This is a genomic window from Pseudomonas sp. MDT1-85 (assembly GCF_054898065.1).
Window position 1 is genome coordinate 3728064 of the sequence record NZ_CM142715.1, and the last position, 16869, is coordinate 3744932.

Here is a 16869-nt window from a genome sequence, read left to right on the forward strand (position 1 = left end):
AAGGTATGAATTCATGTCGCCCGTCGACGGAACAGCAACCAGGCCAAGCCCAAAGGCACCGCCACCCACAGCAACAGGCAGAACCAGAGCATCGAGCCCGGCACAGGCAAATCGCTGCCCAGCGTCAGCACGCCAGCGCTACCGGCGCCGGGCTCGAAACCGGAGAGATTGATCAGGCGATAGACGTCGGCGGGGTTGAGCAGCAGTAACCAGGGCAGCACCTTCGGGTTGAACTGCCCTTCGCTCAGCACCAGCAGTGCCAACAGCGCCAAGTCGAATACCAGCACGAAGAAGAACCACACCCCCAGCGCTAGCCCAGCGGCCGTGGACTTCTCGGCAGACACACTGCTCAGCACATAGGCCAGCCCAAGAAAGCCCCAGCCCAGCAACGTCGACGACAGCATGAATCGTCCAAAAGCCCAGAGCAGCAGGTTCAGTTCCACGTCCTCCACCAGCACCGCAATCGCGAGCATCGCGCAGCCGAAACCGATGAGGGTCGCCAGCGCCAGGATCAATCCGTGGCCTACGAATTTGCCAAGCAGGATGTGCCCGCGCCCCAGTGGATAGGTCAGCAACAGCAACAACGTGCCGCTTTCGTCTTCGCCGACGATGGCGTCATAGGCCAGCAGCAAGGCAATCAGCGGCATCAGGAATGTCGCCAGGCTGGCCAGACTGGCGATGGTCGCGGGCACCGAGGTGAAGCCCAATTGCCCGGAAGCCGCCGCCCCCAACCAGGCGATGCCAGTTGCCAACACCGCGAACAACAGGCTGATCGCCAACAACCAGCGGTTGCGCAAACCGTCATTGAATTCCTTGCGGGCCATGTTCCAGATCGGATTCATACGGTCTCTCCACTGGGGGTCGCACCGGCCCGGCCCATGTAATAGCGGTAGATGTCCTCCAGGGACGGTGGGGCGATTTCCACGTCGGCCGGCTCGTGTTCATTGAGCAATTGGCGCAACAGGTCCAATTTGTTGCCATTGAGCGCAGCCACTTCAAGACCCTCCACGCCCCAGCGCTGGGTGAGGTGCCCGGCGTTGTTCCAGGATTGCTGCAAGGGCCCGGCGTGCTTTAACCCATTGGCGCGGATCAGCGTCGGCAACCCGGCTTCCTCGCGCAGACTGCGCAGACTGCCGAGGGCCAGCAGGCGCCCCTGGGTCAGAATCGCGGCACGGTTGATATGCGCCTCGACGCCCGGCAATACGTGGGAACAGAGAATGATGCTGGTACCCTGGCTGCGCAGCCGATCAAGCAACCGATAGAGGTCTTGAGTGGCGATGGGATCAAGGCCGACGGTCGGCTCGTCGAGCAGTAACAAGCGCGGCACGCCGAGCAAGGCTTGCGCCAGTCCCAAGCGCTGGCGCATGCCTTTGGAATAGGTCTTGACCCGTCGATGCGCCGCGCCCGCCAGGCCGACTTCCTCCAGCAGCACGTCCACCTGCGCGGGCGCTGCGCCTTTGAGTCGGGCGAAATGACGCAAGGTCTCCAGGCCGCTCATCTGCGGATAAAAGGTCACGTTCTCCGGCAAATAGCCCAGCAAACGCCGAACCTGCGGATCACTGGGCAATCGGCCGAACACCCTGACCTGCCCTTCAGTGGCCTGAAGCAGACCGAGCACCAGTTTCATGCTGGTGGTCTTGCCCGCGCCGTTGTGCCCGAACAAGCCCAACACTTCACCTTCGCCCAGGCTCAGGTTCAATTGATGCAACACAGTGGTGTGCCCATAGCGCTGGCTGACGCCTTCCATGTCGATGACGTTCATGCGGTGGGCTCCTGGGTCAGGGGTCGTGTGGTGGGATTCATCAGTGGATGGCTGTCCAGGACGCCCGGCGATTTCATCACCGGAAAGGCCCGTTGCACCCAGCGCAGCAATTCGATCCCGGGGCTGTTCATCAACAGCCGCACCTGCGGGTATAGCCACAGCAAACGGTCGACGTTGTCGTTGGGTTCGTAGGCGATATCGCCCAGGCCATCGTTGTTGCGATCCCAGCCCAGGTAATCGCTCCAGTAATTGCCCCGGCCATCTGCCGACCATTCCTGCAAGCGGGTGGCGACGTATTTGACCTGCCGTTGGTTGCCGACAAAGGCGTTGTCGGCGAGCCGGTTGTCTTCGGAGCCGGCGGTGAGGTGAATGCCCACGGCGCTGTGCTCGAAGTGGTTGTGTTCGATGCTGTTGAACAGCGAGTTGTAGATGAACAACGCCTTGCCCTCGGCGCCGCTGATCATGCTGTCGCCGGTCGAGCCGTCGCGCACGTCTGTGACGAAATTGTCGCGCAAGGTTGAATAGGTGATGTAGTTCATCAGGATGCCGTAGTTCTGATCCTGTTCGGAGCGGTTGCCGATCACCGTGAGCTTGCGGCTTTGCATCAAGGCGTAGCCGGTTCGGGTGCGGCGGGTGGTGTTGCCGATCAGCCGGTTGTCGTTGGCGAACATGTAATGCACGCCGTAACGCAGGTCTTCCAGGGTATTGCCCTGCAGCAGGTTGCCGTTGGAGGTGTCGATGTAGATGCCATCGCGGGTGTCGCGCACCTGGTTGCCGATGACCCTGGCGCCATGCACCGCATACAAATGAATACCGTTGCCGCGATCCTGGGAACGCAGCGCCGGATCCCCCTGGATGCGGTTGTCGATCAGGCTCGCATCCTGAGTCCCGTCGACCCAGATACCGAAACCCTGGCCTTGCAGGCGATTGCCTTTGATCACCGCGCCACGGGCCTGTGGCTGGAGGAACACCGCCGCATTCATGGCCGTGAGGTCGTGCCCCCAATCCAGAAAGGTACAACCCTCGATCCGGACATCAGGCGCGCTGACGATCACGCCGTTACCCTGCCCTTGCGCCTGAAACACCGCGCCGGGCTCGCAAACAATCTGCATCGGTTGATCGACACTGAACGAGCCACGGTACTCGCCCGCCGGCAGGTGCCAGCGTTGTTCAGCGTCAATCCGCAACGGCAACGTGGTGATGGGTTGCACCGCCAGCGCACTGCCGGACATCAGCAGGAGCGCAAACGCGACCACCTTGATCGGATTGCACTTGATATCGGTCATCGGCCCGCTCCCATCGATTGGCAACCGTCAGGCCCGCTCGACCTTCATGCGGCCCACCATTTCCATGTGCAGCGCATGGCAGAACCAACTGCAGTAGTACCAATGCAGGCCGGCCTTGTCGGCGGTAAAGGTGATGGACGAAGTTTGCTGCGGGCTGATCTCCATGCTGGCGCCATGGTTGGTCATGACGAAACCGTGGGACACGTCCTCGATCTGGTCGATATTGGTGATGATCACGGTGACCTCATTACCCTGCTTGACGGTGAACTCGGTCAACCCATAGGCCGGGGCCATGGAGGTCATGTAGACCCGCACATGATTGCCGTCGCGGATGACCTTGTTGTCGGTCTCCAGGTTGATCCCGTCTTTCTTGGCCAACTCCACGGTGGCGGCGAAGAACGGGTCGTTGCGGTTCCAGATCTTTTGGGTCTTGATCTGGTCCCGGCGCGCCAGGATGCAATCGTGGGGTTCGGCAAACGCAGGGCCGTCATGCACCAGCTTCATCTCGTCGCCGGAGATATCGATCAACTGATCGTTCTCCGGGTGCAGCGGCCCGGTCGGCAGGAAGCGGTCCTTGGAGAATTTGCACAACACCACCAGCCACTTGCCGTCCGCTTCACTGGTTTCGGTCAGCGAGGCGTGGTTATGCCCGGGCTGGTAATGCACGTCGAGCTTCTGCTTGATGTAATTGACCTTCTCGCCCTTGTAGGCGCGTATCGCTTCCTCCATGTTCCACTTCACCACCTGGCTGTCGATAAACAGCGTGGTGTAGGCGTTGCCGCGACCGTCGAAGGTGGTGTGCAACGGGCCCAGGCCCAGTTCCGGCTCGGCGACGATCACCTCGCGCGGGTCCTTGAATTTATCGGCGAACAGGTCGGCCAGCCGGTCGATGGCAATCATCGAGACCGTTGGCGACAGCTTGCCGTTGGCAATGAAGTACTTGCCATCGGATGAGGTGTTGAGGCCGTGGGGGTTCTTCGGCACCGGGATATAGCGAGTGAATTCGGAATCCTTGCCATCGGTTTTACGACCGTCGACCACCGGCACTTTCGAGTCTTCCAGGGTGATGAACTTGCCGGCCTTGATCGCGGCCTCGATGCGCGGAATATTGAACACCACGACCCAGTCGCGCTCGTTGCGCATCATGCCGCCAAGGTCGTAAGCCTTCTCCGAGTTGTAGCAGGTGGACGCGGCGTACTTGCCGGTGTAATCGGCGTCGGAGTTGTCCAGGTTGCCATCGACAATCACCTGGAACGCCATCTCCATTTTCTCGGCATCGATGGCGTTGAACATGGTGAAGCTGTTCTTGTCTTGCAGGTCGAAGGTGCTGCCGTCATTGGGGTGCGGGATGACGAATTCGGCATTGGCGAACACGTACTTGGTGTAAGGCACTTTTTGCAGACGCAGGCCGTGAATGGCTTGCACGTTCGGCACGGTGAGGATCTTGTCGCACTTCATGATGTCCAGGCGGATGCGCGCGACCCGGGAGTTGGCCTTGTCGTTGATGAACAGGTACTTGCCGTCGTACTTGCCATCGGTCATGGAGATATGCGGGTGATGGCAATCGCCATTCTGAAATTTCGCACTGTCGCCCAGGATCCGTTTGCTTTCGTTGGTCAGGCCCCAGCCGGTGGCCGAGTCGACGTTGAACACTGGAATACGCATCAACTCACGCATCGACGGCACACCCAGCACCCGCACTTCGCCCTGATGGCCACCGCTCCAGAAGCCGTAGTATTCGTCCAGCTCACCGGGGCCGACATGGATTTTCGCCTGCGCATCCTTGACCGCCGCGGCCCAGGACTCACGGCTGAACACCGCGCCGCCGAGGGTCGTGGCCCCCGCCAGCACCGCACCGGTGACGGCACTGCTGCCCAGAAAACCGCGACGACTGAGTCCCGCGCGTTCTTCTTCCTGCACGGGTTTTGTGGATTTTGTGTCAGTCATGTTGCGTACTCCTTGAAGAGATAAAACGGTCACTGCAGAGGTGCGCTCGCGAGCTTCATTCAGCAGCCGGCACTTCCACGACAGGTATCAGTTGCACCGCCACGGGTGCCGGTTTGCCGCGCTTCTTGCGCTTGTTGATCAGCGGCGGGCATTTGTCTTCGTTGTGGTAGGTCATCTGGCAATCGAGGCAGTAGTGACACTCGTTGGCATTGATCCGACCATCTGGATGAATCGCCTGGATTTCGCATTCCTTGGCGCACAACTGGCAGGGGCTGCCGCATTCCTTGCGGCGCTTGAGCCAGTCGAACAGGCGCAATTTGGTCGGGATTGCCAGCGCCGCGCCCAACGGGCAGATGTAGCGGCAATAGACTTTGCGCGTGAAAATGTTGATGACCAGCAGCGCCACCGCGTAGAGCACGAACCACCACTGGCGGTCGAACCTGAGGGTGATGGCGGTTTTGAACGGTTCCACCTCGGCGAACAGCTCGGCGGTGGCCATCGATTCCAGGGAGATGCCGAAAAGCAGCAGCAAGATGATGTACTTGATCGCCCACAGCCGCTCATGGATCGCGAACGGCAATTCGTATTGGGGAATTTTCAACGTGCGCGCGGCTTCGTTGATCAGCTCTTGCAACGCGCCAAACGGGCACAGCCAGCCGCAGAACACGCCACGGCCCCACAGCAAGATGCTCGCGGCGGTAAAGACCCAGAGCATGAAGATCAGCGGATCAGTGAGAAACAGCTCCCAGCGAAAGTGCTCGAACAGCGCATGAACAAAGGTCAGGACATTGACCACCGACAATTGCCCCAGGGCATACCAGCCCAGAAAGACCACGGTAAAGAGCAGGTAACCACGACGCAGCCAGTGCAGAAAGCGTGGCCGACGGGTGAGTTTGTCTTGCAGAAACAGGATGGCCGTCAGCAGCAACAACGCACTCGCGAGGACGGCGATCTGGAAGTGTTTCTGGTACCAGATGTTCAACCACATCGGCCGGCTGGCTTCCTCGATGGCCGCCCGTTCCTCGGCACTGGGTGCAGGTCGCTCAAGGTAGGGCTCGGGCAGTTGACAAGGCAGTTCGAAGCTGCTGAAGGTGCCGCTGACCGGTCCCGTCTGACGCCGCACCAGGAGCTCCAGGGACCAGGGCGATCCCGGATCGAATCCGGCCGGTTTGCGCACAATGAACACCGACATTTCAGTGAACTCGGGCATGCCCTTGGCAAACACGTCGGAGAGCCGCTGATGGTCCATGTCGCGAAAGCTGATGACGTTGCCGAACTGGCGCAATTGCACCCGATCGAAAATCCCGCCGCGCACATAACCCGAGCCTTTATAGGAAAACAGCCCACGACCCAGCACCACGATAGCCTGCTCGCCGGGTTTGAGGTCCTGCATGAGGAAGCGATATTGGTTGTCGCCCAGCAGCGCGCGGCCAATGGTCGGTGGGTTCAAGTCGGCGGTGTACAGCTCGATAAAGGTGTCATCGACTTGATCCGGGCCTGCGTTGTCGACGCCTTCGGCTTCGGTGCCCTTGAAGGCGGCATCGACCTGCCCACGGGTCAGGTTCAACCGGCGAATGGCGCCGTTACCGGTCAGTTGCTCCCAGGTGGCAGGCTCGAAAAAGTCCTGGCGCACGACGGCGGGCTTGTTCACCACCCCACCCTTGTCCTCGATCAGCTTCAGCGATATGGCCACTTCATGGGCGGCACGCATGATGACTTCATTGACCACCATGGCGGTGACCGTTGCGCCGGCGATGGCATCCACGGTGACCGCGCTCGGGTCGCTGGAATGGCCGACGACTACCCGCTGGCTGACCTTGATCCCTTTGTATCGGGCGCTGAAGCCATGGAGTTTTTCTTCGGGGATGCCGATCAGCAGAATCGGTTCGTGGTGCTCCAGCACATAGGCGTCCTGAATCACCCCGGCGGTGTCGAGGATCACCTGAGTGTTGATCGGCTTGCCCGAGTAGGCCGGAATGTCCACCACATCCAGGCTCTGGAACACATACCCGATGACCTTGCCGGCCGCGGACAGCGTGCGCACCTTGAACTTGCCTTCGGCTGCGGACACCGAATCGGTTTGAGGGAAAACCTTCTCGATGCGCTGCTGCTCGATGTCGCCGTATGACTTGGCCTGCACCGTCGCGAACGCTGCGATCATCAGCAAGACCATCACCACCAACCCGACGCTCCAGATGCGCAGGTTGCCATGTGTCGAAGGCTGATGGATTGTCATGAACTCGCTGATTTCAATGGGGCTTGCGGCCATGTTAGGCAGCGTTGTGCGCCCTGCCCTTGATTGAAATCAACTCGATAACATTCCTTGCACCAGAGCGCTCCGAAACCTCAAACGGTGCGGGAAAACCGGCCTTTTTGCTCCCCTCCCAAATAGGCGTCAAACGCCATCGCCGCACTGCGCATCATCAAATGCCCTTGCGGCAACAGCACCAACTCGTCGCTGTGAATCTGCAACAGTCCATCACGCACCTGCTCGTCCAGTTGCGCCAGCCCATCGGCAAAATACTCGGTGAAGCAAATACCATGACCGGCTTCGAACTTGGCGAAATCGATCCTGCCGTGGCACATCAGGTCGCTGATCACTTCGCGGCGCAGCAAGTCATCGGCGCTCAAGCGATAACCACGATGCACCGGCAACAAACCTTGATCGATACGGGCGTAATACTGCGAAAGTTCCTTGACGCTCTGGCTGTAGCTGTCGCCGACCTTGCCGATCGAAGACACTCCAAGACCGATCAAGTCGCAGTCGGCATGGGTCGAGTAGCCCTGAAAATTGCGTTGCAGGGTGCCAGCGGTGCGGGCCAGCGCCAGTTCATCTTCCGGCAAGGCGAAATGATCCATGCCGATATAGACATAACCGGCTTCAGTCAGCCGGCGGATGGTCAATTCGAGCAACTCCAGCTTGCGCTCCGGTGGCGGCATGTCCGCCGGACGAATCAGCCGTTGCGCGCGTACCAGCTCCGGTAAATGGGCGTAGCTGTAAGCGGCAATCCGGTCCGGGCGCAGGGCGATGATCTTGCCGAGGGTGACGTCGAAACTCTGCACTGTCTGCAGCGGCAGACCGTAAATCAGATCGACGCTGATCGACTTGAATTGCGCCTCGCGCGCCGCCGCGACCAGTGCATAAATCTGCTCTTCACTTTGCTGCCGATTGACCGCCGCCTGCACGTCGGGGTCAAAGTCCTGCACGCCGAAACTCAGACGATTGAACCCCAATTGACGCAGCGACTGGATCTGCTCGGTGTTGATGGTGCGTGGATCGACCTCGATGGAGAACTCATGGTCATCGCTGTCGTCCATGTCGAACGCCTGGTGCAGGCATTCCATCAAGTCTGCCAGCTGTTCACTGGTCAAATACGTCGGCGTGCCACCGCCCAGGTGCAGTTGCGTGAGTTTGCGCGTGCTGTCGAACAACGCTGCCTGCATCACGATTTCACGCTTGAGGTACGTCAGGTATTCGACGGTCCGATGGGTTTTCTGGGTAATGATTTTGTTGCAGGCGCAGTAGTAGCAAAGGCTCTTGCAGAACGGAATATGGATATACACCGACAATGGCTTGGGCACCGCCGCCAGGTTGCTGTCGGAGGCGGCACGCTGATAGTCGTCGACGGCAAACGCCTGATGAAACTGCGGCGCCGTGGGGTAAGAGGTGTAGCGCGGCCCGGGGCGGTCATACTTTTCGACCAGGGCTCGATCGAAATCGAATGCAGGTTTCATGATCAATCAACTCGCAGGTGGGTTAATGCCTTGCACTGCCCAAATCCTTTTCAAACAGGCTGCAGATGGCATCCACTTCCGGCCGGCCGGCGGGAAGAATGCTGATGAAACGGTCCGACAATTCAATCAACTCGTCACGACTCAATTGCTCCAGCAATGGCCAGACAGATGCAAAATACTTGGAGAAAATCAGCCCATAGCGCCGTTCGATGGCGCGGATATCCAGCTCTTGATCACACGCCAGTCGCTCCATAACCATGTGCCGTATCTGATCCCCCGCCTCGAAACGCCAGCCACGACATGTCGGCAATTGGCCCCGGTCCAGTTGCTGCTGGTAACGCTCGATTGCATCGGTGTTTTGCGTATACAAATCGTCGATCTGACTGATGGCCCCCAAACCGAACCCGATATGGTCGCAATAGCCATGACAGGTAAAACCGTCACAAGTACGACGTAACCGGCCGCGCTCCTGAGCGATCGCCAGATCATCGTCGGGCTGCACAAACTGCCCCATACCGATGTAGTGATAGCCCTCGGCGATCAACTGTTCGAAGGCGATCTGGCGCATCGCGCCTTTATCGTCCTGGCTGCACAGTTCCCTGACCTTGTCGCCGAGCCTTGGCCGATAGCGGCGTGGTGGTCGGGTATAGTCGAACACCATCAGCCTGTCCGGCTCCAGCTCAATGATCGCCGCCAGCTTCAGCGCGAAGCTTTCTGGCGTTTGCCAGGCATGACCAAAACCCAGATCGACATTGATGGATCGATAACCAAAGGTGCGGGCGGCATCAATCAGTGAATGAATGGGGGCCGGGTTCTGGTAGCAGGCCACCGACATGTCACAGTCGGTGTCGATATCCGGAACGCCAATGCTGACATGATTGAATCCCTGGTCGCGCAACGCGCCCATGGTCGACCAATCGGTATGGTGAAGATCCACGTCGACGCTGTAGTCGCCGCACTCATGCTCGAGAAAGTTGAACCGGCCACGCAGATGACTCATCAGCCGTTCGAGATGAGCGATGGTGGGTGTTCCGCCGCTCAGATGAAATTGTTCGACCCGTTGCTCTGCACCCAGATGGCAACCAAGGAGGTCGATCTCCTGCTCCAGGCGCTGAAGATACTGTTCGATGCCGCCGTGCTCGCAGGAGACGTCGAGTGGGGAACAAAAGGCTGGCTTGAGGCTGGAAGGCAGCTGCACGTTCAGGGCGATCGGGCGTCGTTTCTGGCGGCTGACGCGCAAGGCACGGAGCAAATCCAGAGAGCCGATGCCGTCATGAAACTTCTGCGTGTCGGCATGACAGTTGGGGTCGAGTACGCCCTGATCGCACCGAGCGATCAGCTCGCCGGGGGCGTGAGAAAAATCGAGCATGACAGGTCTCCGAGACTGGCTGCGGATCAACAGTGTCCGGGATCGGCGATCAATGCTCCTTGACTTGTATCAAGCGCAAGCCAAGTGCTTGCAGGACAGACCATCGGTCAGAAACGGTCACCACGTCAGGTAAAACATCCCCTTGGCCAGCAGCACGATGACGACCATATGGCAGAACAGACTGCCATGGATGAAATGCAGGTATCGGGCGTTCATTCGGCCGCTTTTGAACAAAAACATGGCAACCAGGAAATGCAGCAGCACGCTCACGGCGACCATGATTTTCAACAGCAACAAGGTGCTGAACGATGAGGCCATTGGCGTTGCAAGGACGGGCAAATAGCGCAACCAGACCATGCCCAACCCCGCGCCGAACAATACCAACAGCACCCATGGCATCAGGGTGCGGGCGCGGCGGCCAATACCCTGCTCGACCAGCAGCATTACTTTGGCGGGTAACTGTTTGCGGATGCTTTCCAAAAAAAGGACTTCGAAGAACACCGTGCCGATAAAGATCAGGGCGGCAAACAGATGAAAGGTAAGAAACAGCGGATAGAGCATGATTTTTCGCCCTCGATTCAGCTGTCGGTTTCTCCTGAGAATACAGAGCAGCTCGATTCAGGCGATTGACATCAATCAAGAAACCCGCGAATCCCGGATGCGGCCTGGCCGCGTGTCGCAAATGCCCCTGCTTTTTGAAGGCGTTGCTGGTCAGACAGCCTCAAAGCTCACTCTGAAACTATTGTCTAAGCTTAAGCTTCAGCATGAGGGCTCAGCCATGTGCGGACGACTTTCGCAATATCGAGGTGTTCACGAGTTCGTGGCGGCGCTGAGCATGCCCAACGCCTTGGTCAACAATGCTGGCGATCAGCCGCTCGAGCTCTACAACGCCGCGCCGTCGACTCAGCTCGTCCTCTTCCACGAAGAAAGCGGCGTGCTGCATGCCGACAGGGTTCGTTGGGGCTGGCGACCGCAGTGGGCCAAGGGACACGCGACACCGATCAACGCCAGGGTTGAGAAAGTTGCCCACGACCCGTTCTTCAAGGAGATATGGCCGCACCGGGTAATTATTGCTATCGATAACTGGTTTGAATGGGTTTACGAGGGCGGCCCGAAGAAACAGCCTTACCTCATTCGTCGCAAGGATCGCGCGCCGATCCTGTGCGCCGCCATTGGTCAGTATCCACGATACGAAAATGAACCGGACGAGCATGACGGCTTCGTGATCATCACCGCGGACAGTCAGGGCGGCATGGTGGATATTCACGACCGGCGGCCGGTGACGCTCAATCCCGAACGGGCCCGGGAGTGGCTTGATCCGGCCACGCCAAAAGAACGCGCCGAACAGCTAGTGCGACTGGAGGGGGAGCCCGTTGAGGCGTTCGAATGGTTCAAGGTCGATCGGGCTATCGGCAATGTACACAATCAAGGTTCGGACCTGATCGTGCCGATCAGTGATTAACTTTCCTGACGCAGGCCTGGCACGCCACCTCGACTACTAGCGGCTTTTCAAATACCCCTTGAGGAAAATATCCCGGCGCTCCAGCCGACCGATGTTGTGGTGCTTGCAGATCTGATAGACCCGGTAAAAAAGTTGCCTATTGACCTGCGGGTAATCCGCCAGTGCTCGTTCGGCCAGTGCGTCGTAGTTTGATTCGGTGATGTACCGATAGATCTCGTGGAAGTAGAAATGGCCCATCTGGAAGCCCAGGGGTTCGCTGAAAAAGGTTGTGGGGATGGAGAAACTGTTCTCCAGATCGACCGCCTACCCCCCGCACTCCCCTCCCAGTTGCAAAAATTGGCAGCCCTTAATCCACTGAATCATTACTTTAAGGAGTCTTTCAACTGCGTCGCCTTCCCGTGCTCAACCAGGACAAGCCGTCTGGTGGGTGTCGTATCGCTGGGAAACATTGCCAGCACTCGATCCCAATCCGCGGCCGCTACTGTTCTGCAGGGCGTAGCGCAGGCTCATTAACCGGCGCTCGTCAGGATTAAAGTCCCCATAAATCTGGCACGTGCTCGCCTGGCTTGGTCTGGAACTATTCCGTCCGGAATGCGGTTTCAGGGGTCAGGCGAGTTTTTCCGTAAGCATCCGCTGGTGCATGGGGGCAAGGCGCGCCTTTCACTGGATCCCATTTCAGCGACAGATCAGTTCGGCTCGACAAGCAGGTCTTTGTCCTCCGCGCCTAGCGCGGGATCCTGATCTTCCAATTTGTCGGTTTCACGCTTCTTTTTCAGTCGGGCTCGAGCACGCTCGATGTCATAAGTCTTTCCATCGGCCAAGGCATCCAGGGTTGTTGAAATTCGATAGAAACCACCACACGGCTCGCAATAAATACGCAAGCCGCCCCCGAACGAAAGATCTTCCAGCGCATTGGTGTTTCCACACAGCGGACAGTTCATAGCCACCTCCTGACTATTCAGTACAGCCGCTTTCAGCCCGCCATAAACGCTGACAACCGGGATCGGTGTGGGTGACGAATAGCGGGGACATGTTGATATCGACATGGGCTATCCGTGGAGGTTGCTTGTTTTTTCTCGATGATCGAGCAACACCTGCGTGAGCCCCTGTAGGAGCTGCCGAAGGCTGCGATCGATCTTGATCTTTCAGGAGCCGCTGAAGGTCAAAAGATCGCAGCCTTCGGCAGCTCCTACGAGAGATGGGGTTATAGCCAGGACAGACGGATTCTAATCCGCAACCAACGGCTGCCTGGAGCGAATCGGCGCGATGACCGACTTTTCCTCGGTGTCGCGATGCAATAAGGAAACGTAGTAGTCATAGGTGGATATCAACGGCACCGGATCGTCATTGCGCGCCATCTCAAGCCATCGCCTTGTGTGTTCGATGTCAAAGAATTCGTTCTTGAATTTCATTTTCGCCACAAGGTTCGCCGAGACCTTGTAGCGTCCACATCCGGCCGAGCATCTGACTTCTGACCATTCTTCAGCCGGGTGAACAGTATTGGAGGCAGCCTGACAAATTAAGCACTTCATGTTCGATCTCCGTATCCATGAATTACCAACTGTAGACGATCCGCGACCCAGGAGCGTTCACTTGGCAGAAAGATAAGAACATCAAAAAGTGAAGAGCCCAGCGCAATGGCTGGGCTCCGGTTATCTTCTATTTTCGAGCATTTTGTCGGCGAGCGCTTTGGCCCTTTGGATTAGCAAATTCTGCCTGTCTTCGTGAGTGGCTTCTCCTACCACCGGTGCCGTCAGATTGCTTTCCGCAATCAACGCGGCACAGAAGTATTGATCCCAAACAGCGCTTTGCTCCGACGCCTGTCTGTTCATTTGGTCGGCGATCATATGCGGCTCCTTCTGATGAGGTAGCCTTTTTAGTTTACGCCCGAATCGTGGACAACCCCCGACGCGAAGGATGATCGGCACCTCATTGCAATGCGTCACTGGCGACAAGTCGTTTCCTCAACTAGGATTTTTAGCGCACAGGACTTCGCCCACTGTGTTGTCGGGCGACTCATCAAAGGAGAGATAGATGACATCTACTCGTATTTCCGAGCAAACCTATCGTGGATGGTCCAACCCCATCTTGCTCGAACTCAAGGAGAGAGAACATCAGCTAAGCCCTTCGGCACGCCAGGCTCTGCAAAATGTCCTGGTAGAGAGAAGGCTTCTTGACACCGGTAACCCATCCGGCAGCGATCGGCGAAAGGCTGATCCGGCCAAGTAAACGTCGGCTTCAATAGCGTTACCCCATCCGCTCATCATCTCGCTGCTGGCGCTCCGCCGGCAGCGTGTTTATAAGCCACTACCAAATTCCAGACAAAAAAAAGCCCAGGCAGCTGATGGACGCCTGGGCTTTAAAAATGCATAAACCGTGGTGGTGAACGCGGGGCAATATTAACCAATCGCGCGACTTGTAACAAGATATTCTGACTCACTGTCCAGTTACTAAATCCCTAACCCTTTAAATATCCACACTATTTTTAAGTCATCTGTTGACTGTTCCGCTCCCAACACCATCGCTTGCAACGGAAAAAGCCCCCCGTGCATCGCGCACCAGCTCACGCCATTCGGCGTTGTTGATGACTCCGGCCCCTTCCATTTCATCCGCCGCCTTCAGCAGTTTGTCGTAGTGTTCTTCACAATCCATCCCGGCCTCCGGTTTTCTCAAGAGCCGGTACCAGGCCTCAAGGGCTGTCTTTTTTCGATCATCATTCATAGCCAAACTCCCATGGACTGTCAGCTCTTGGAAGTTGATTCAGGAATGACCGTTCCTCAGTTCCGACATATGGCTCCGACATATGGCTCTGATATACGGCTCCGATATACGGCTCCGACTCGGTCCGGCCAGGTCCGACATACGGCAGCTGCGGGTTACAAACAATCCCGGACAGTCTGGCGCAACGCCCCTGACTTGGCCCACGGTGGCCCCTGATAAAGCGATACCCGGCTGCCATCCTTCGATTTCACGATGTCCAGAATTTCGTCAGCCGTGATGATGCTCGGTGCGGTGATCCGGTAGCCGTTGGAAATCGCCGATTGCGTCGATCCAGGAATATCCTGACGCCATAATGGCAGTACACACGCGGCATATTCCTTGGGCGCCTTCTCGCTGTACTTGCTGACATTGGGTTCGCCGGGCACCACGGATGCGGGTAATGAACAGCCCGCCAACACAGCCACCGTTATTCCCGCCATCAACCTGCGCATGACACTTCCCCATTCTGAAAAACGGGAAATGTAGCCTGTCCTTGCGCAGACATCCAGCGGACCATTGACGATCTCTATAACGGGGCTTAGTCCTGCGCCGGCCCGCCCCCCGAGTCGGGATCGGGATCGGGATCGGGATCGGGATCGGGATCGGGATACGATCTCGCATTCAAGTACGCCATCCACCGCTCATACGCTTCATGCTGCCATTTAGTGATCCGCTCCCATTCCGGACCGCTCAACTGATGCGCAGAGATCAGCTTCATCATCTCCGTGGTAGCCGCATCCAGGTCAACGATCAGCTCATGCGCATGGTGCCGAAAATCATCGGTAGTCGTCATTGTGAAGATGGCCTCGCCCCAGCGAATAAATCACTACCTCAATACGACAGCAGAGCTGTTTACTTCGTTAATGTTCCCGACCAATGGAAGCACCTCTCATCGCTATCCCTTCACACAGACCACCTGTCGCAAAGTGTGCAGCACTTCCACCAGATCACGCTGGGCGTACATGACTTTGTCGATGTCCTTGTAAGCCATCGGAATCTCATCGATGACCGCCGCATCCTTGCGGCACTCCACATGAGCGGTCGCGCGGATCTGGTCCGCGACAGTGAAGGTATTTTTGGCTTTGGTGCGGCTCATGGTCCGACCAGCACCGTGGCTACAGGAACAGAATGATTGCTCGTTGCCGAGACCTCGAACGATGAAACTCTTGGCACCCATGGAGCCGGGAATGATCCCCAGTTCGCCCTTCTGCGCCGATACCGCGCCCTTGCGGGTGACCAGGATGTCTTCCCCGAAGTGCCGCTCTTTCTGCACGTAATTGTGGTGACAGTTCACAGCCTCCAGCGCGACCTCGAAGGGTTTGCGGATCACTTGCCGCGCTGCCTGAATCACCGCCTGCATCATCAATGCCCGGTTCTGCCGAGCGAAGTCCTGAGCCCAGCCCACCGCTTCGACATAATCATCGAAGTGCCGGCTGCCTTCCTTGAAATAGGCCAGATCACGGTCCGGCAGATTGGCGATGTGCTGGCGCATGTCCGATTGAGCCAATTGAATGAACAGTGTCCCGATGGCATTGCCAACGCCACGAGAACCGCTGTGCAGCATGAACCAGACGCGGTTGGCCTCGTCCAGGCAGACCTCGATGAAGTGATTACCGGTACCGAGGGTGCCCAGGTGCTGACGGTTGTTGGTGCTGGCCAGTTTCGGGTATTTGTCAGTGATCGCCTTGAACCGTGAGCTCAGCGCTGCCCAGGCTTGATCGGCCTGGTGTGGGACGTGGTTCCAGGCGCCTTCATCGCGGCGACCACGGCTCAACGTACGTCCATGAGGCACGGCCTTTTCGATGGCACTGCGCAAGCCGTGCAGGTTGTCTGGCAAGTCGTCGGCGGTCAGTGAAGTGCGCGCGGCAATCATGCCGCAGCCGATGTCCACCCCCACGGCCGCCGGAATGATCGCGCCCACGGTGGGGATCACGCTGCCGATAGTGGACCCTTTGCCCAGATGCACATCCGGCATCACCGCCAGGTGCCTGAAGATGAACGGCATCTTCGCGATATTGATCAGTTGCTGCCGGGCTTCGCTTTCAACCGGAACACCCTCGGTCCAGAGTTTGATCGGCTTGCCGTTGGCGACTTCCAGCAGTTGGTAGACGGGCTGTTGCATGATTTCGACTCTCTTGCGATCAGACGAACATAACGCTCCATGCAGGTAAATGGGACTACTATTTCGTAGCGGGGAATTGCAGGAGGTCATCATGTGGCTTAACGAATATGAACAGCAACTTCGGCGCGACCTGCAAGGTGTAGCCTCGGACCTGAGGTGGTCGGCGGTAGAACTTTCGCGCATCGCAGAGCAGTTGCGCCTGGCTGGCAATGATGTGGACGCAGAGGCAACGCTAAGGCTGTGCGCGTTGTTCCAGGGCGATGAAGAACGATTGGCGGGCTATGCCGAGGAAGTGAAAGCAAAAGCCATCAGTCGAACGAAAAGTCATTAGAGAGTGATGTCCTACTGGCCACGTCGTTGAGTATTCCCCCTCCACAGGCGGGATGGACGGCAACGTTTACTGACCCGTCAGACAGCGATGAAAAA

At 57.9% G+C, this 16869-nt stretch carries 19 protein-coding genes and 1 pseudogene; 4 read left to right on the plus strand and 16 right to left on the minus strand.

Features of this window, described 5'->3' with window-relative positions; genetic code table 11:
* Positions 1-11 precede the first annotated feature (11 nt).
* From ACYZT2_RS16775 to ACYZT2_RS16810, 8 genes are all read right to left on the minus strand, one after another.
* Positions 12-842, minus strand: a complete 831-nt coding sequence (locus tag ACYZT2_RS16775) for an ABC transporter permease (RefSeq protein ID WP_461965729.1) — start codon at positions 840-842, stop codon at positions 12-14.
* Positions 839-1762: an ABC transporter ATP-binding protein gene (locus ACYZT2_RS16780; protein ID WP_461965731.1), complete on the minus strand. Its 924-nt coding sequence runs from the start codon at positions 1760-1762 to the stop codon at positions 839-841. Before ACYZT2_RS16780 ends, ACYZT2_RS16775 begins: the two co-directional genes overlap by 4 nt.
* Complete coding sequence (locus ACYZT2_RS16785; RefSeq protein ID WP_461965733.1) at positions 1759-3048, minus strand: nitrous oxide reductase family maturation protein NosD; 1290 nt, start codon at positions 3046-3048, stop codon at positions 1759-1761. Before ACYZT2_RS16785 ends, ACYZT2_RS16780 begins: the two co-directional genes overlap by 4 nt.
* A 27-nt stretch (positions 3049-3075) precedes the next feature.
* Entirely contained in the window at positions 3076-4995 is a 1920-nt protein-coding gene (gene nosZ / locus ACYZT2_RS16790; protein WP_461965735.1) for a TAT-dependent nitrous-oxide reductase, read from the minus strand.
* 55 nt (positions 4996-5050) lie between these two features.
* Positions 5051-7264: a transcriptional regulator NosR gene (gene nosR, locus ACYZT2_RS16795; protein WP_461965737.1), complete on the minus strand. Its 2214-nt coding sequence runs from the start codon at positions 7262-7264 to the stop codon at positions 5051-5053.
* Positions 7265-7341: 77 nt separating this feature from the next.
* Entirely contained in the window at positions 7342-8730 is a 1389-nt protein-coding gene (gene hemN / locus ACYZT2_RS16800) for an oxygen-independent coproporphyrinogen III oxidase (protein ID WP_461965739.1), read from the minus strand.
* Between the two features lie 22 nt (positions 8731-8752).
* Positions 8753-10099 carry an oxygen-independent coproporphyrinogen III oxidase gene (locus ACYZT2_RS16805; RefSeq protein ID WP_461965741.1) on the minus strand — a complete coding sequence of 449 codons (1347 nt, stop codon included), beginning with the start codon at positions 10097-10099 and terminating at the stop codon, positions 8753-8755.
* A 117-nt stretch (positions 10100-10216) separates the two neighbouring features.
* Complete coding sequence (locus tag ACYZT2_RS16810; protein ID WP_461965743.1) at positions 10217-10660, minus strand: CopD family copper resistance protein; 444 nt, start codon at positions 10658-10660, stop codon at positions 10217-10219.
* 217 nt (positions 10661-10877) lie between these two features.
* Between ACYZT2_RS16810 and ACYZT2_RS16815 the strand changes: the two genes are divergently transcribed.
* Positions 10878-11561 (plus strand): SOS response-associated peptidase family protein, encoded by a 684-nt coding sequence (locus ACYZT2_RS16815; RefSeq protein WP_461973138.1) that lies wholly within the window; start codon positions 10878-10880, stop codon positions 11559-11561.
* A 36-nt stretch (positions 11562-11597) separates the two neighbouring features.
* On the opposite strand, the gene ACYZT2_RS16820 is transcribed toward ACYZT2_RS16815, so the two are convergent.
* Positions 11598-11798 carry a hypothetical protein gene (locus ACYZT2_RS16820; protein ID WP_461965745.1) on the minus strand — a complete coding sequence of 67 codons (201 nt, stop codon included), beginning with the start codon at positions 11796-11798 and terminating at the stop codon, positions 11598-11600.
* A gap of 143 nt (positions 11799-11941) precedes the next feature.
* On the opposite strand from ACYZT2_RS16820, the pseudogene ACYZT2_RS16825 reads away from it, so the two are divergent.
* Positions 11942-12074: pseudogene (locus ACYZT2_RS16825) on the plus strand (CBS domain-containing protein); the annotation flags it as partial.
* 173 nt (positions 12075-12247) lie between these two features.
* Here the strand turns inward: ACYZT2_RS16825 and ACYZT2_RS16830 are convergent.
* The 3 genes from ACYZT2_RS16830 to ACYZT2_RS16840 form a co-directional block, all read right to left on the minus strand.
* Entirely contained in the window at positions 12248-12502 is a 255-nt protein-coding gene (locus tag ACYZT2_RS16830; protein WP_461965747.1) for a hypothetical protein, read from the minus strand.
* Positions 12503-12787: 285 nt separating this feature from the next.
* On the minus strand, positions 12788-13093 hold the full coding sequence (locus ACYZT2_RS16835; RefSeq protein ID WP_461965749.1) for a hypothetical protein: 306 nt from the start codon (positions 13091-13093) through the stop codon (positions 12788-12790).
* A 120-nt stretch (positions 13094-13213) separates the two neighbouring features.
* A complete protein-coding gene (locus ACYZT2_RS16840) occupies positions 13214-13408 on the minus strand; it encodes a hypothetical protein (protein WP_237881667.1) in 195 nt (64 codons plus the stop codon).
* 187 nt (positions 13409-13595) lie between these two features.
* Here ACYZT2_RS16840 and ACYZT2_RS16845 point away from each other — a divergent pair, with 187 nt between their 5' ends.
* On the plus strand, positions 13596-13790 hold the full coding sequence (locus tag ACYZT2_RS16845) for a hypothetical protein (protein ID WP_461965751.1): 195 nt from the start codon (positions 13596-13598) through the stop codon (positions 13788-13790).
* Between the two features lie 261 nt (positions 13791-14051).
* Here ACYZT2_RS16845 and ACYZT2_RS16850 read toward each other — a convergent pair whose 3' ends face one another.
* The 4 genes from ACYZT2_RS16850 to ACYZT2_RS16865 all read right to left on the minus strand — a co-directional run bounded on the left by ACYZT2_RS16850 (position 14052) and on the right by ACYZT2_RS16865 (position 16443).
* On the minus strand, positions 14052-14282 hold the full coding sequence (locus ACYZT2_RS16850) for a hypothetical protein (RefSeq protein WP_461965753.1): 231 nt from the start codon (positions 14280-14282) through the stop codon (positions 14052-14054).
* A 155-nt stretch (positions 14283-14437) separates the two neighbouring features.
* Positions 14438-14773: a hypothetical protein gene (locus ACYZT2_RS16855; protein WP_461965755.1), complete on the minus strand. Its 336-nt coding sequence runs from the start codon at positions 14771-14773 to the stop codon at positions 14438-14440.
* Between the two features lie 86 nt (positions 14774-14859).
* Positions 14860-15114 (minus strand): hypothetical protein, encoded by a 255-nt coding sequence (locus ACYZT2_RS16860; protein ID WP_461965757.1) that lies wholly within the window; start codon positions 15112-15114, stop codon positions 14860-14862.
* Positions 15115-15216: 102 nt separating this feature from the next.
* Entirely contained in the window at positions 15217-16443 is a 1227-nt protein-coding gene (locus ACYZT2_RS16865) for an RtcB family protein (RefSeq protein WP_461965759.1), read from the minus strand.
* 91 nt (positions 16444-16534) lie between these two features.
* On the opposite strand from ACYZT2_RS16865, the gene ACYZT2_RS16870 reads away from it, so the two are divergent.
* Positions 16535-16774, plus strand: a complete 240-nt coding sequence (locus ACYZT2_RS16870) for a hypothetical protein (protein WP_461965761.1) — start codon at positions 16535-16537, stop codon at positions 16772-16774.
* Positions 16775-16869: the final 95 nt, after the last annotated feature.